The 14,176-nt window shown below is 60.3% G+C and carries 18 protein-coding genes; all 18 read left to right on the top strand.

What is annotated here, in order from left to right; all coding sequences use genetic code 11:
- The first annotated feature begins 7 nt into the window (after nucleotides 1-7).
- Complete coding sequence (locus F3J17_RS26660) at nucleotides 8-1,255, top strand: hypothetical protein (protein WP_167066211.1); 1,248 nt, start codon at nucleotides 8-10, stop codon at nucleotides 1,253-1,255.
- A gap of 11 nt (nucleotides 1,256-1,266) precedes the next feature.
- On the top strand, nucleotides 1,267-1,515 hold the full coding sequence (locus tag F3J17_RS26665; protein ID WP_167066214.1) for a hypothetical protein: 249 nt from the start codon (nucleotides 1,267-1,269) through the stop codon (nucleotides 1,513-1,515).
- Nucleotides 1,512-1,904, top strand: a complete 393-nt coding sequence (locus tag F3J17_RS26670) for a hypothetical protein (RefSeq protein WP_167066216.1) — start codon at nucleotides 1,512-1,514, stop codon at nucleotides 1,902-1,904. The genes F3J17_RS26665 and F3J17_RS26670 overlap by 4 nt, the downstream gene beginning before the upstream one ends.
- On the top strand, nucleotides 1,901-2,317 hold the full coding sequence (locus tag F3J17_RS26675; RefSeq protein ID WP_167066218.1) for a hypothetical protein: 417 nt from the start codon (nucleotides 1,901-1,903) through the stop codon (nucleotides 2,315-2,317). Before F3J17_RS26670 ends, F3J17_RS26675 begins: the two co-directional genes overlap by 4 nt.
- Nucleotides 2,318-2,509: 192 nt before the next feature.
- Complete coding sequence (locus F3J17_RS26680) at nucleotides 2,510-2,653, top strand: hypothetical protein (RefSeq protein WP_165822783.1); 144 nt, start codon at nucleotides 2,510-2,512, stop codon at nucleotides 2,651-2,653.
- Nucleotides 2,650-2,958, top strand: a complete 309-nt coding sequence (locus F3J17_RS26685) for a hypothetical protein (protein ID WP_167066221.1) — start codon at nucleotides 2,650-2,652, stop codon at nucleotides 2,956-2,958. Before F3J17_RS26680 ends, F3J17_RS26685 begins: the two co-directional genes overlap by 4 nt.
- A complete protein-coding gene (locus F3J17_RS26690; RefSeq protein ID WP_167066223.1) occupies nucleotides 2,955-3,116 on the top strand; it encodes a hypothetical protein in 162 nt (53 codons plus the stop codon). The genes F3J17_RS26685 and F3J17_RS26690 overlap by 4 nt, the downstream gene beginning before the upstream one ends.
- A 1-nt stretch (nucleotide 3,117) precedes the next feature.
- On the top strand, nucleotides 3,118-3,576 hold the full coding sequence (locus F3J17_RS26695) for a GIY-YIG nuclease family protein (RefSeq protein WP_167066225.1): 459 nt from the start codon (nucleotides 3,118-3,120) through the stop codon (nucleotides 3,574-3,576).
- Nucleotides 3,576-4,115 carry a helix-turn-helix domain-containing protein gene (locus F3J17_RS26700; protein ID WP_167066228.1) on the top strand — a complete coding sequence of 180 codons (540 nt, stop codon included), beginning with the start codon at nucleotides 3,576-3,578 and terminating at the stop codon, nucleotides 4,113-4,115. The genes F3J17_RS26695 and F3J17_RS26700 overlap by 1 nt, the downstream gene beginning before the upstream one ends.
- Complete coding sequence (locus F3J17_RS26705; RefSeq protein ID WP_167066231.1) at nucleotides 4,112-5,347, top strand: PBSX family phage terminase large subunit; 1,236 nt, start codon at nucleotides 4,112-4,114, stop codon at nucleotides 5,345-5,347. Before F3J17_RS26700 ends, F3J17_RS26705 begins: the two co-directional genes overlap by 4 nt.
- A 2-nt stretch (nucleotides 5,348-5,349) precedes the next feature.
- A complete protein-coding gene (locus F3J17_RS26710) occupies nucleotides 5,350-7,416 on the top strand; it encodes a portal protein (protein WP_167066234.1) in 2,067 nt (688 codons plus the stop codon).
- An 83-nt stretch (nucleotides 7,417-7,499) separates the two neighbouring features.
- The gene (locus tag F3J17_RS26715) at nucleotides 7,500-8,411 is read left to right on the top strand and encodes a hypothetical protein (protein WP_167066237.1); all 912 of its coding nucleotides are present in this window, start codon (nucleotides 7,500-7,502) and stop codon (nucleotides 8,409-8,411) included.
- A gap of 58 nt (nucleotides 8,412-8,469) precedes the next feature.
- Nucleotides 8,470-9,786 carry a P22 phage major capsid protein family protein gene (locus F3J17_RS26720; RefSeq protein ID WP_167066240.1) on the top strand — a complete coding sequence of 439 codons (1,317 nt, stop codon included), beginning with the start codon at nucleotides 8,470-8,472 and terminating at the stop codon, nucleotides 9,784-9,786.
- A 50-nt stretch (nucleotides 9,787-9,836) separates the two neighbouring features.
- A complete protein-coding gene (locus F3J17_RS26725; protein ID WP_167066243.1) occupies nucleotides 9,837-10,229 on the top strand; it encodes a hypothetical protein in 393 nt (130 codons plus the stop codon).
- Nucleotides 10,230-10,276: 47 nt separating this feature from the next.
- Entirely contained in the window at nucleotides 10,277-10,474 is a 198-nt protein-coding gene (locus tag F3J17_RS26730) for a hypothetical protein (protein ID WP_167066245.1), read from the top strand.
- Nucleotides 10,474-11,424 carry a hypothetical protein gene (locus tag F3J17_RS26735; RefSeq protein ID WP_167066248.1) on the top strand — a complete coding sequence of 317 codons (951 nt, stop codon included), beginning with the start codon at nucleotides 10,474-10,476 and terminating at the stop codon, nucleotides 11,422-11,424. Before F3J17_RS26730 ends, F3J17_RS26735 begins: the two co-directional genes overlap by 1 nt.
- Nucleotides 11,425-11,465: 41 nt before the next feature.
- Nucleotides 11,466-12,911, top strand: a complete 1,446-nt coding sequence (locus F3J17_RS26740; protein WP_167066251.1) for a hypothetical protein — start codon at nucleotides 11,466-11,468, stop codon at nucleotides 12,909-12,911.
- Entirely contained in the window at nucleotides 12,908-14,155 is a 1,248-nt protein-coding gene (locus tag F3J17_RS26745) for a hypothetical protein (RefSeq protein WP_167066254.1), read from the top strand. Before F3J17_RS26740 ends, F3J17_RS26745 begins: the two co-directional genes overlap by 4 nt.
- Nucleotides 14,156-14,176 lie beyond the last annotated feature (21 nt).

Below are 14,176 nucleotides of genomic sequence, written 5' to 3' on the forward strand. Positions count from 1 at the left end.
TTAAAGCATGAGCGAAGAGCAACAGAACCAGCCGACGAGCATCCTCGGCGAATTGCGCGAGTTCGAATGCAAGATCGAGCACGCGCTTGGCCTCGATGGCGCGCCCAGCAGCACTGAAGCGGCGACGGGAAACGCTGCTGGTGGTGCATCGAGCGCCGTTCCGTCGATGGCTACCTCTGCTGGCGGTGCATCGACCTCGGGCGGCGCAGGTGAGCCGGGAAACATCCCGAGCGTCAGTGGAACCTCTCTGGATACGGCATCTGCCGAATCGGGTGCCGCTGTCGTCGCCACTGGTGATGCGGGAAACGTTGCAACCGAGTCCCAAGCTGCGATTGGGCAGAGCGACACGGCTGGGTCGTCAACCGATGCTGGCGGTGCGCAAGATGAAGTGGGAAACGTTGCACCCGGTGCTACGGCTTCGGCTATTACTTCAGCGGCCGATTTCTCGGCGGCATCGACATCTGCGGATGCTGCGCAGGTAAGCGCCTCTTTGATGGACTTGGCGAGTTCATCGCAACTGGGCAGCACACTGAGCGCATCTGGGTCGACCAAGACGGAGTCGTCCGGTGCGAGCGAATTGACCATTGGCGGTGAAGCGGGAAACGTGAGCGCGGCGTCCGATGGATTGAATGCATCGGCGCCATCGCCTGTATCTGCGAATCCGAATTCAACTGCGACGGTCGAGAACACTGCTGGCTCCGCAGGTGAGCAGGGAAACGTGCTTGCCGCGAATGCGGCCACCAAGACGCCGTTGGTGAACTCTGCGACCTCTGCTATTTCGCTTACCCAGCACGACCAGGCAGTGACCAAAAGCGCGGCAAATGGCGCGGCCGACTCGCAGCAGTTGCAGCAGCAAGCGCCGCTGTCTTCGTCGGCTACGGACGCGGGCGCGGGTGGTGGTGAGGGAAACGTGAACGGTGCCCCGGCTGCGGCGGCTTCGACACAAGAGAATGCGATGGCCAGCCCGGATGCCTCGCAGAACCAGATCTCAGCGTCTATCAATACGGCCGCACCTACTGGTGAATCCCCAAACGTCGATGCGTCGGCTGCGGCCGCGCTCTCCGAAAACGCCTCGGCATCGTCTGCACTGCCTGCCTCGCAAGGCGACGACACGCTGGAAGCCAGCGTTTCCGTCGTCCCGAGTAGCACCATTCGCGGTCATGTGCACGCGATTAAGACCCTGCTGCTCGGCTTCGAAGCTAGCACCGTAGCGAAGATCCACGCCGAGCTGGAAGCGATCGAACGCGCAATCTAAGGCTAGCGACCATGGCGAATAACAGGCTCTATATTCTGGATACTGAAACTTGCGAATACGTCATGGTCGCAAAAGGTTTTGGAAATGGGTGGTCATGGCGTAGGGATTCGGATGAGCTAACTGAGTGGCTTAACAGCGGAGAGAACTTCGTGCGTGATATCGGCGCATCCGATTTGGCTCATCAGACCAAACTCGTATTGGTGACCGAATACGCGCTCGAAGAAGAGATTGAGAAAATTAGAAAATCACAGGGAGCATGATGGATCGCATCGACGAACTGCTGCTTGACTGGTACGAATGGAGCCAGGGCTACAACCCGGGCACCGACTACCAGGCATTCGACAGCACGTGCGCGCACTTTCGCAGTAGCCGCCAATGGATGGATTACGAGGAGCTCGATGCGCAGGTAGAGTGGTCGCGCAAGAAGTCCGTGGGCAAGGTGATCGAGCCGATGATTCAGAAGCTCGATCTGCGCGCACGCGTCGCTGTGAATACGGCGATGCGTAATTTTTCGTCGGGTGCATCGGTATGGTCGAGCGTGCGCGTCGATGCTTTTGACGAAGATTACGCGCGCGCCAAGCTGATTTTGCTCCCCCTCATGATAGGTGCTGGGTTGATTGAACGATCGATGGCAAAGGGGTTGGTATGAGCGAGGCGAAACACCGCATTGCATTTAACGTGCAGCGCCACAATGCGAAGCGTCGAGGTATTGGTTGGGATTTGACATTTGAGCAATGGATTCAATGGTGGGGTGAAGATATCGAGCGTCGTGGAACTGGGCCATGCTGTCTTCAAATGCAGCGGTTTGGTGATAGTGGTCCTTATGCATTGGGAAATATAAAAAAAGGTACTCCTCATCAAAATTCCGTGACCGCTTCTATTGTTCGTCAGAACGAAGCCTGTGAGCGTGCTGCGACAATCCGTCGAGAGTTGTCGGCGGAGATGCTCCGGAACGATTCTGGTGATAAGTTGATTCAATCGATGGACGACGATGATCGCGAGCTGTTCTCCATGTTTTGGCCCAAGTCTTCATCGTCGATGCTGAATTTTTATAAGTCTTGACAGGTCCGAAGAAGTCCTGTAACGTCTGAAACCAGTTTGGGCAAGTTGCGCCCAGAGAAAAGCCCCGCACGGTGAGAGCCGCGCGGGGCTTTTTTATTTCCGTGTCTCCTCTCGGTGCCTCTCTCTCCCGGCATCGATTCCGCCCCAGCCCGTCCCCCGGCGCGCTGGGGCTTTTTCTTTTCTGGAGCTTGCATGCCGCTGCTGAAGTCGATGGCTGGCAAGAATGTCGCCAAAAACATCAAGACCGAGCTGGCTGCTGGCAAGCCCCAAAAGCAGGCCGTCGCCATCGCACTGAACGTGCAGCGAGAGGCGAAGCGAAAGGAAGCGCGCAAATGATCCAGCCGACCGAAGATCGCATCGTGGTGCTACCCGATGAGCTGCGTGATGACGTGACGAGCGCTGGCTTGGTCGTCAAGGTGAAAACTGATATCGAAAGCGCGCACCACCTCGGCAACACCGGCACCATCGTGGCCGTGGGCCCGGGCAAGCGTTCGCGCAGCGGCGCGCGCATTCCGCTCGTCGTCGAGGCGGGACAGCGCATCGTCTTCGGTGAATTTCAGCACCGCGAGCATCACGAAGACGGCAAGCGCTATCTGATCATGCAGGAAGCCGACGTCTGCGGGGTGTTGGAATGCCAGTGACCACGAAGGCATTTCGCGAAGCGGCGCTTCCTGCCGTTCGCGATGCACGCCATATGGCTCGCAAGGTTCTCGCGCTGAGCTACCGCGTGCCGCTCTTTGTCCGTTTCGGCGATCGAGGTTTTACCTATTCGATCAGCGGCTGGTACGGAGCCGTCTGAAATGGGCCGCAAGTCCGCTCTCACCCCTGAGCAGTGGGCACAGATCGAGCGCCGTCACCTCGTCGACGGCGAATCGCTCAACTCGCTTGCCACCGAATTCGGCGTCAACGAATCCTCCCTTCGACGCAGGAAGGAATGTGGGCGGATGGGCGCGTCCACGCTTCCTTCGCAGAAAGATCCTTCCGGGTTTGTGTATGTGATTTCGTTTTCCGATTCTGGCGATCGACTGTTTTACAAGATCGGTCTGACCACGGATTTGAAGAAACGCTTGCTTGCACATCAGTGCTCTTTGCCATTTGACGTGCAGATTGTCTGTTCGTACTACGTTGCGGATATGTATTCGGAAGAGCGATTGCTGCATTCGAAGTTTTCTCAGCGGCGTATTCGCGGAGAGTGGTTCGATTTGTGGCCTGAAGAATTGGCCGCGATTGCTTCGCGAAGCCTGGTCGGGAGCCAATGATGGGCCGCCCTTCGAAACTGACCGATGCGCAATGGGAATCGATTGGCAAGCGGCTTTTGAAGGGTGAATCTGCTGCGTCGCTGTCGCGTGAGTTTGGAGTTAGTAAAGCATCGATATCCACGCGATTTTCTGAACGTACAAAACGCGTAGAAAGCGTTGCAAATCAAATAGTTGAGACGGAGCGCGCGCTTTCTTTTCTGAACGTTTCTGAACAGTTGGCCGCGCGTTCACTTGCCGATGATTTGAAGGCGATCAGCGAGCATCTCGCGGGCGCTGCGCGCTTTGGCGCTGCCACATCTCATCGGCTCGCCGGCATCGCGCATGCCGAGGTGGCGAAGATCGATGACATCGACCCGATGAGCAAGCAGAGCGTCATGGCGCTCGCGGGCATCTCTGCGTTGACGAAGATGGCGAACGAGTCGAGCGAGATCGCACGCGACCTGCTGCGCGCTAACAAGGACCAGATTGAGCGCTTGAATGCGGGTGATCGCGGCAAGATCAGTTCGATCACGCGTCGCATCGTGGATGCCAAGGCATGACGGAACTCACGATCGAGACGCCGCGGGTGTTTCTCCCGATGCTGGAGCCTGCCCGCTATAAGGGCGTGCACGGCGGCCGGGGCAGCGGCAAGTCGCATTTCTTCGGCGAGGCGCTGATCGAGCGCTCGGTGATGGAGAAAACCGACATCGTCTGCGTGCGTGAGAACCAGAAGTCGCTCGACCAGTCGGTGAAGAAGCTGCTGGAGTCGAAGATCGAGAGCCTGAATGCGGGCTTCTACTTCGATGTGCAGGACGCCAAGATCAAGAGTTCGCTGGGCGGCCTGGTGATTTTCCAGGGCATGCAGAACCACACGGCGGAATCGATCAAGTCGCTGGAAGGCTTCGATATCGCATGGGTGGAGGAGGCGCAGACGCTCAGCCAGAAGTCGCTCGACATGCTGCGCCCGACGATCCGTAAGCCGAACAGCGAACTGTGGTTCTCGTGGAACCCGCGCTACAGCACCGACCCTGTCGACGTGCTTCTGCGAGGTGGCAACCCGCCGCCGAACGCGACGGTCGTCGAGGCGAATTACAGCGACAACCCGTGGTTTCCGGACGTTTTGCGTCTGGAGATGGAATACGACCGCAGCCGCGATCCGGACAAGTACACGCATATCTGGCTGGGCCAGTACCAGCAGAACAGCGAGGCGCGCGTGTTCCGCAACTGGCGCGTCGAAGAGTTCGAGCGCCCGGCGGGCACGATCTTCCGCCTTGGTGCTGACTGGGGCTTCTCTATCGATCCGAGTGTGCTGGTGCGCTGCTCGATCGAGGGCAACGCGCTCTACGTCGACTATGAGGCCTATCAGGTCGGCTGCGAGATCGTGAACCTGCCCGAGCTGTTCATGGCCGTGCCTGACGCTGAGAAGTGGCCCATCACTGCTGATTCGGCGCGGCCCGAGACGATCAGCCACATGCGCAACAACGGCTTCCCGAAGATTAGCCCGGCAGTGAAGGGCGCGAAGAGTCTGGAGGAAGGCGTTGAGTTCCTGAAGAGCTTCGAGATCATCGTGCACCCGCGCTGCAAGCACACGATCGACGAGCTTTCGCTCTACCGCTACAAGACCGATCCGCTCACGGATCAGGTTCTCCCCATTCTGGAAGACAAGGACAATCACGTGATCGATGCGCTTCGCTATGCGTGCGAGGGCGCGCGCCGCACCGTCAAGCGCGTCGTGGCCGCCCAGAAGGTGCAGCCCGCGATGCCTGCCTTTCCTGGTAGCTGGATGGGCTGACCATGGCGAAATCACGAGGCGGTAGCACCCCGGCAGTTGTGCGGGAGGCCCAGGAGTGCCTGAAAACGGCGATAGAGGCCGAGACGCAGAACCGCGCCGAGGGCATCAAGGATCTGAAATTCGGTGCTGGCGAGCAGTGGCCCGAGATGATCCAGACGTCGCGCGAGCTCGAACACCGACCGTGTCTGGTCGTCAACAAGACCGACAGCTTTGTACGTCAGACCGTCAACAACATGCGCGAACAGCGCCCGCGCATTCAGGTTCACGCCGTGGCCGGCGGCGCGGACAAACAGAAGGCCGACGTTATCGCTGGCCTGATGCGCCATATCCAGACCAACAGCAATGCCGATGTCGCCTACGACACCGCGTCGGATTTCCAGGTGCGTATCGGCTGGGGCTACTGGCGTATCGCCGCGCGCTACACGGCGCCCGACAGCTTCGACCAGGAGTTGTATATCGATCGCGTGCGCAACCCGTTCACGGTCTATTTCGATCCGGCCAGCAGCCAGCCCGACGGATCGGACGCGAACTGGTGCGTCATCACCGATCTGATGAGCCGCGAGAAGTTCGAGCGCAAGTGGCCGAAGGCGAAGATGGTTGATCTGCGCGCGGTCGGCGCCGGTGATGAACTGCACCAGTGGGCGACGAAGGACGAGATCCGCGTCGCCGAATACTGGAAGGTTGAGCACGTGCCGGACACGCTGCTGCTGTTTTCGAACGGCGACAAGCGCTATCGCAGCGAGGTGAAGCAGCAACACCTGGACGATGCCGCCGCGAATGGCCTGCACGTCGTGAAAGAGCGCGACACAGTGCGCCGTGCAGTGAAGTGGTACAAGCTGACCGCGCTCGAAGTGCTCGAAGAACGCGAATGGCCTGGCAAGTGGATTCCTGTCGTTCCTGTCTACGGTGCCGAATACGAGCTGGATGGCAAGGTTGTGCGCTACGGCATGATCCGTATGCTGCAGGACCCTCAGCGCATGTATAACTTTTGGCGCACCGCCGAGGCTGAACTGGTTGCGCTTGCGCCGAAGGCGCCATGGCTGGTTGCTGAAGGCCAGATCGAAGGGCAGGAGAACGTATGGAATTCTGCGAATAATCGATCGTTTGCGTACCTTTCGTACAAGCCGCAGTCGCTTGACGGGCATCAGGTCCCGCCGCCGATTCGCCAGCAGCCGCAGCAGCTGCCCTCGGCGCAGGTGAATGCTGCGATGGGCGCGAGCGAGGACATGAAGGCCGTGGCCGGCATGTTCGATCCGGCACTCGGCGCAGAAGGGCAGGAAACCTCGGGCGTGATGGTGCAACGACGCCAGGCGCAGTCGGACAAGTCGAATTTCCACTTCTACGACAACCTGTGCCGCTCGATCCGCCACACCGGTCATATCCTTCTTGACCTGATCCCGCACTACTACGACGTCGAGCGCACGATTCGCATCATCGGCGAGGACGGCGTCCCCGATAGCGTCACCATCAACCAGAAGCAGATGGACCCGCTTACGGGCGCGATCCAGGAAGTGCTGAACGATGTGACGGTGGGCGAATACGACGTGGTTATCGACACGGGCCCGGGGTATCAGACGAAGCGCGAGGAAGCTGCCGACCACATGCTGCAACTGCTCGGCACGCCGCTCGGCCAGAAGGTGTCGATGATCGCCGACGACGTGATCCTGCGCCAGTTCGATTGGCCGGGTGCCGATCTGATTGCCGACCGCCTCGCTGCGGCCAATCCGATTGCGCAGGCTGAGCAGAATCTGCCCGAAAACATCCCTGACGAAGTAAAGGCGGTGATCGCGCAGCTTCAGGCTCAGCTCAAACAGTCCGGCGCGCTCGTGCAGCAGCTGCAGACGGACCTCAAATACAAGCTGTCGGTTGAGCAGATGCGTCAGCAGGGCGATGCCCAGCGCACGTCGATGCAGGACAGCACGAAGCGTCACGACATCGAGAGCCGCGATCAGACGGCGCTCGAACTCGAAGAGATCAAAGGCCATGTCGCCATTCTTCTGGCGCACATGAATGATCGTCGCGAGATCGCCGCGGTGGAAGTTGCTGCGAAGAACGACGCCACGCACTAAAACCGCATCACTGTTTCATTCGCCCGCCCGGCTACCCAGAAGCCGCGCGGGCGTTTTCATATCTGGGCCTCGTGGAGTTATCCATGTCCGAAACACGCACTGTTGTCACCTCCGAAAACCTGATGCAGCACATCACTGGCGCGCAACCGGCGACCGAGGCGAAGACCGAAACCGCGGTCGAGTCGAAGGAAGCTGAAGCAGCAGCCGCGACCGGTGAGTCGTCGCAACAGCCGAAGAAGGTTTCGATCGTCAAGGAACTTGTTGAAACCCGTCACGAGCGCAATGCGTTGCGTGGCGAAGTCAGTGCTGCCCGTGGCGAAACCGATGCGGCTAATGCCCGCGTCGCGCAGCTGGAGTCGGAACTCGCTGAGATCCGGGCCGGCATGTCCGCTGCAGCGGCCCAGCCTGCGCCCAAGGAACTTGATCCGAAGCCGCAGCGCGCCCAGTTTGTATCCGATGAGGACTACCAGGAAGCGCTTACCGACTGGAAAGTCGACCAGAAGCTTGCGGAGCAGCAACAGGCAGAACAGCAGGCGCGCGCCGATGCCGCCCAGCAGCAGCTGAGCGACAACTATGCGAAGCGTCTCGCGATTGCGAAAGCCGAGATTCCGGATTTCGACGAGGTCGTCGGTAAATCGGAAATCAACTTGCCGGATCACCTCTATGTGGCGATCGTCGAGAGCGATATCGGCCCCCGTCTGGCGTATTACCTATCGCAGAACCCTGACGAGGCCGCGTTGCTGAAGGGGATGACTCCGACCGCCGCGCTGCGCACGCTGGGCAAGCTTGAGGACCGTCTGGCCGCCGAGAAAAAGCCCGCTGCCGCGAATACCGAGCCTGCTGCGAAGAAGAAAGAACCCGAAGTATCGAAGGCGCCCGCGCCGATCGAGCCGCTGAAGGATGCGTCGACGCCGGTCGAGAAACCGACCAGCCAGATGACGTATCAGGAATACAAGGCCCACCGACAGGCCCAGCAGGCATCGAAGCGACGCTGACGCTCAATTCAATCCGTGAAACCCGCTCAGGCGGGTTTTTGCATTTCTGGAGTCTGAAATGAGCAACACCTTGCTTACCATCAGCGACATCACGAACGAAGCGCTGATGGTGCTGGAAAACGAGCTGACCTTCACCGACAAGGTCAATCGCGAGTACGACGACAAATTCGCCATCCCGGGCGCGAAGATCGGTTACACGGTCAACGTTCGCCGCCCGGCGCGCTTCAAGGGCACCGTCGGCCCGGCGCTGAACGTCGAAGACTTCGTCGAAGGCAGCGTGCCGGTCACGCTGACCACGCAGTTCCACGTCGACACGCAGTTCTCGACGGCGGATCTGCTGCTTTCGATGGACGATTTCAAGCGTCGTCTCATCAAGCCGGCCGTCGCGGCGATCGCCAACAAGATCGACTTCGACGGCACGACGTTCGCGTACCAGAATACGGCCAACGCCGTCGGCACGCCGGGCACCAAGCCGAACAGCCTGGCGACGTTCCTGAATGCCGGCGCGATTCTTGACTCCGAAGGCGTGCCGCGCGACGGGGAGCGCAACATCGTGCTCGATCCGTTCACGATGGCCGCGTCGGTGGGCGGCTTCTCGAACCTGTTCAACCCGCAGGCACAGATCGGCGAGCAGTACAAGAAGGGGCTCATCGGTCGCGAGACTGCGGGCTTCGACTGGTATCAGGACCAGAACGTCGTGGCCTATACCGTGGGCGCGCAGGGCGGCACGCCGGTTTTCTCGACCTCCGGCGCGAGCTCGGCGCTGATCACGAGCGGCTGGCAGGACAACGGCACGCTCTATACGACGGGCTGGACCGCCTCGACCAACGTGCTGAACGTGGGCGACGTCATCCAGATCGCGGGCGTATATGCGGTGAACCCGCAGAACCGTTCGGCGTGGGGTACGCCGACGCTGCGCCAATTCGTTGTGCGCCCGGCTGTCGGCACGCCGTCGAATGGCACCTTCACCCCGATCGTGAACAGCTACGGCCAGGTCGTCGGCGGCTCGTACACGTCGGACGGCTCGGGCATCCTGCAGCTGACCATCGCGCCCGCGATCATTAGCGCCGGCCAGTTCCAGAACGTGACGGCCGCGCCGGCGAACAACGCCGCGATCACGGTCTTCGGCGCTGCGAACACGGTCTCGCCGCAGTCGCTGGGTTTCCACCGCGATGCATTCACCATCGCATCCGCCGACCTTGAGCTGCCCGACGGCGTGCATTTCGCCGGCCGCGCTGCGGACAAGGAAACGGGTCTCTCGATCCGCGTGGTGCGCCAGTACACGATCAACAACGATGCCATCCCGACGCGTCTCGACGTGCTCTACGGGTGGGCGTCGCTGTACCGCGAACTGGCCTGCCGTATCGCCGGCTAATCCCGAATTGCCCCGCTCAGGCGGGGCTTTTCTCTTTCTAGGAGAAGGACATGTCCAGCACGAATCCGGGCCCGGCCATTACGAGCAACCCGGTACCGCAGGAACCGACAGGGAACATCCAGAAGGTCGCAATCCTGCAGACGATCAGCATCACGCCTGCTTCTGTCGCCGCCACCACGTCGGCGAAGCAGACCTTCAGCAACTCCGGCCTCGGCCTCATCGCAGGCGATGTCTGCGAAGTGGTCAATGCGCCCGGGTCATTTCAGGCTGGCCTCGTTGCCGAACCCGCCGTGTGCACGGTCACCGATCAGCTTCCGATCGTGTTCGTGAACGTGACGGCCTCGGCGATTACGCCGAACGCCGGGAATTACACCGTGCGCGTCACGCGTCCGCAGCCGAACGAGTCGATCCCGGCTGGCTCGGGCTACATGAACTCGTACTAAATCCAACCAGGGGCGCTTCGGCGCCCCGTTTTCATTGAGGTTGCGAAATGGAATTCCCGAAAATGCTATACAAGGCCAGCGCGCCGATCGAGAGCGAGCACGCGCTGAAGGAAGCGCTGCATTCCGGCGTCGTGCAGACCGTTATCGTCAAGTCTGCTGGCGAGCAGCGCGGGGCGAAGGGCTTCACCGAAGATCTGGGTTCGCTGATCGCGGAACCCGAAGCGAAGAGCGCCGGTAACGCTTGATGGCCACCGCTCTCGACATCATCCAGGGTGCGCTCAAGCGCATCAACGCCTATGCAGCCGGCGAGGTGCTGGATAATCAGGATGCGAACGACGCGCTGTGGGTGCTGAATGACCTGCTGGATAGTCTGTCGAACGAGCACCTTGCGTGCTATCAGCGCGTCGAAAACATCCTTGAGCTGGTCTCCGGCCAGAACATTTACACCATCGGAAATCCGGTGGGCGGCACTTTCCTCGGTACGACGGTGCAGGGCGGCGTGACGATCTCGGGTATGACGGCCATGCCGTCGAACATCCAGATCGGCGGCACGCTGACCGGTGCAGGCATTCCCACTGGCGCCACCGTAGCGGGTTTCAACGCAGGATCTGCGACGGTCACGATGTCCGTGGCCGCCTCAGCCACTTTTGCGGTGCTCTCGCCGATCAAGTTCACGACGCCCGGCAATTTCGCTGTGCAGCGCCCGCTGCGCATTGTGAATGGGTTCACGCGCCTGACGACGAGTGGCATTTCGCAGGTCGACTATCCGCTCGAAATCATTTCGGTTGATCAGTGGTCTGCGATCGGTCTGAAAAACCAGCCTGGCCCGTGGCCGAAGGTCATTTACTACGACGCGGCGTTCCCGCTCGCAACGCTGTACATGTTCCCCACGCCATCACAGGCCGGTGAGCTTCATCTTTGGACCGATAACCTCTTTTCCGACCTGCTGACGCTCAACACTGAGGTTAGCCTGCCGCAGGGCTATGTGCGCTTCCTGAAGCTCGCGCTTGCGCTTGAGCTGGCACCGGAATATGGCAAGCAGCCATCGCAGCTCGTTATGCAGCAGTACGCGCAGGCGAAGGCGGCCGTGAAGGCACTGAACATGCAGGCGCAGAGCACGGCGACGTATGACCGCGCTATTGCCGGTCGCGCGAAAGCGGATGCGGGCTGGATTCTCCACGGGGGCTTCCAGTAATGCCGCAATTCCCGTTTGTCGGCCAGGCGTATGAAGCGCCCATGTTGCTGCAAGACGCAGAAAAGTGCGTCAACTGGTACGTCGAGTTATCGCAGAACGGCGATTCGAAAACGCCCAAGGCGTTGCTCGGCACGCCTGGGCTGCTCAGCCTGTTGAGCGTCGGGAACGGCCCAATTCGTGGCATGTGGGTGCTGCCCGGGGGCGTCTCCGCGATCGTCGTATCGGGCAATGGCGTCTACTGGGTCACGGCGCTGCTGTCGCCGTCTGGACTCGCGCCAGCGATCCTGTATAGCAAGCCGATCGGTGGCCTGCTCACATCAACGGGGCCTGTCGCAATCCGCGATAACGGTGCAGGCGGCATCGCGGTGATCTCGGATGGTCCTAATGGGTATGTTGTCAATCTCGGCGCGCAATCCGTTTCGATCATCAGCGACGAAGCGTGGCTCGGTGCGGATCGCATCGCGTTTATTGATGGCTGGCTCGTATTCAACAAGCCAGGCACGCAGACGTTCTATACGTCGCCGCTTTACTGGAACGGCACGAGCGCGATCGATGCGACATATTTTGCGCTCAAGGATTCCAGCACCGACCAGCTCGTGACGCTGCACGAAAATATCCGTGAGCTTTGGCTGATCGGGGAGCGCACGTCAGAGGTATGGATCGATGCGGGAAATGCCACCTTCCCGTTCTCCCGACTTCAAGGCGTCACGCCGCAACAGGGATGTGCTGCGAAGCAGAGCATCGCGCGGATCACCGATGCCGCCCACGGTGTCGATAGCTTGATCTGGCTTGGCCGCAACGAGCGCGGCCAGAATACTGTAAAGCGCACAGTGGGTTATCAGATCGTCGACGTTTCGACGATCGCGGTCAATCACGCTATCGCGAGCTACAGCACGATTAGCGATGCTATTGGCTACACGTATCAGCAGGATCAGCATGAGTTTTATGTGCTCACGTTTCCCACCGCAGATGTAACCTGGACGTGGGATGTCACCACGAACTTGTGGCATGAGCGTGCGAGCTATGACCCAGTCGCCGGGTTTTTCCATCGTCACCGATCAAACTGCTGCATGAATTTCGCGGGCATGACGATCGTAGGCGACTATGCGAACGGCAATCTCTACATGCTTTCGCGCCAGATCTATTCGGACAATGGCGCGCCGCTCGTCGCCTGGCGCCGCACGCCGCATGTGTGGGATCAAAGCGACCGCGAGCGTGTGTTCCATTCGCAGATGCAGATCGAGTTCACGCCTGGCGTCGGGCTGCAAACCGGGCAGGGGAGCAATCCGCAGGCAGTCATGAAATGGTCTGACGACGGCGGCCAAACGTGGGGAAATGAGCACTGGCGTCCGGTGGGTCTCGTTGGCCAGACGAAAAATCGGTGCATATGGCGCAGGATGGGCACGGCGCGCGATCGCGTCTATGACGTGAAATTCTCCGATCCGGTGCCTCGTGACGTTGTCGGTGCGAGCCTGATCACCGCATGAGCGACGTTTACACCAGCGCCGCGCTTCCGAACCAGGCGGTGCCAATCGTCGACTCGACGGGCCGCGCGACGCGCGATTTCTGGCTGCTTCTGATCGCGATGTTCAATCGCACCGGCGGCGATGGTACGCCGATCGATTCGGCCACGCTGCAGGCCGAAATCGAGGCGCTGCAGAAGATGTCATATGTGCTGTCGTCGGCGTCGTCGACGCTGCCCAATGCCAATGTGCTTGAGCCAGGCAATGGGCTGACGCTGGCTATCGCAGCTGGCCTGATCACGATGTCGCTGATCTCCCCTGTGAGCGTCGCTAATGGCGGCACCGCTAGTTCAGCACCATCAGGCGCCGCGCTCGACAACATCACTGGATTTTCCTCGACTGGCCTGCTTGAGCGCACCGGCGCGGGCACATACACATTCATCGCCGCGTCCACGTTCCTGCGCGCCGCGAACAATTTGAGCGATGTGGCAAGCGCCGCCTCAGCACGTACGAATCTGGGATTAGGTTCAGCAGCCACGCAGCCCGTGACGGCTTTCGCGCAGACCGCGAACAACCTCTCTGACCTGGTCAGTGCGAGCGCCGCGCGCGGCAATCTAGGGCTCGGCACGGCAGCGGTCCAGAACGTCACCTATTTTCTGCAGGCCGGCAATAACCTCAGCGATCTCGCCAGTGCCAGCGCGGCGCGAGCCAATCTGGGGCTCGGTACAGCGGCTGTGCAAAACGTCGGAGCTTTTCTCCAGCCGGCTAACAACCTGTCCGATGTGTCGAGCCCGCTGGCGGCTTGCCAAAACATCCTGGCTCCCTATGTGCTCGCGCAATCGGCAGTTCGCCAGAGCGTGACCGGGACGTTGACGGAGACCACGCTCGCGACCGTGACCATTCCCGCGAATGCGGTCGGGCCGAACGGTGGAATCCGCATCACGTCGCTCTGGAGCTTTACGAACGATTCGAATACGAAGACACAGCGGATATATCTGGGCGGCACCGGCGGCGCCTTGTTTCAGAACACAGCTAACGGCACCGCAGCCGTCCTCCAGCAGTTCACGATGATTCGCAACCGCGGGGCATCTAACAGCCAGGTAGGTTTCGTTTCCACGTTCGATGGCGGCTTCGCTTCGAATGCGAATGCGCTCGTCACGTCGGCGATCGATATGACGCAGGCACAGACCCTTGTATTTACCGGACTGCTTACGAATACGGGCGATACCGTAGCTCTGGAAGCTTACACGGTCGAGATTGTTCCTTGAGCTGCATGAATAATTCGAGAG

The organism is Burkholderia sp. Ax-1719 (assembly GCF_011753055.1).
In the GTDB taxonomy this organism is placed as follows: domain Bacteria; phylum Pseudomonadota; class Gammaproteobacteria; order Burkholderiales; family Burkholderiaceae; genus Paraburkholderia.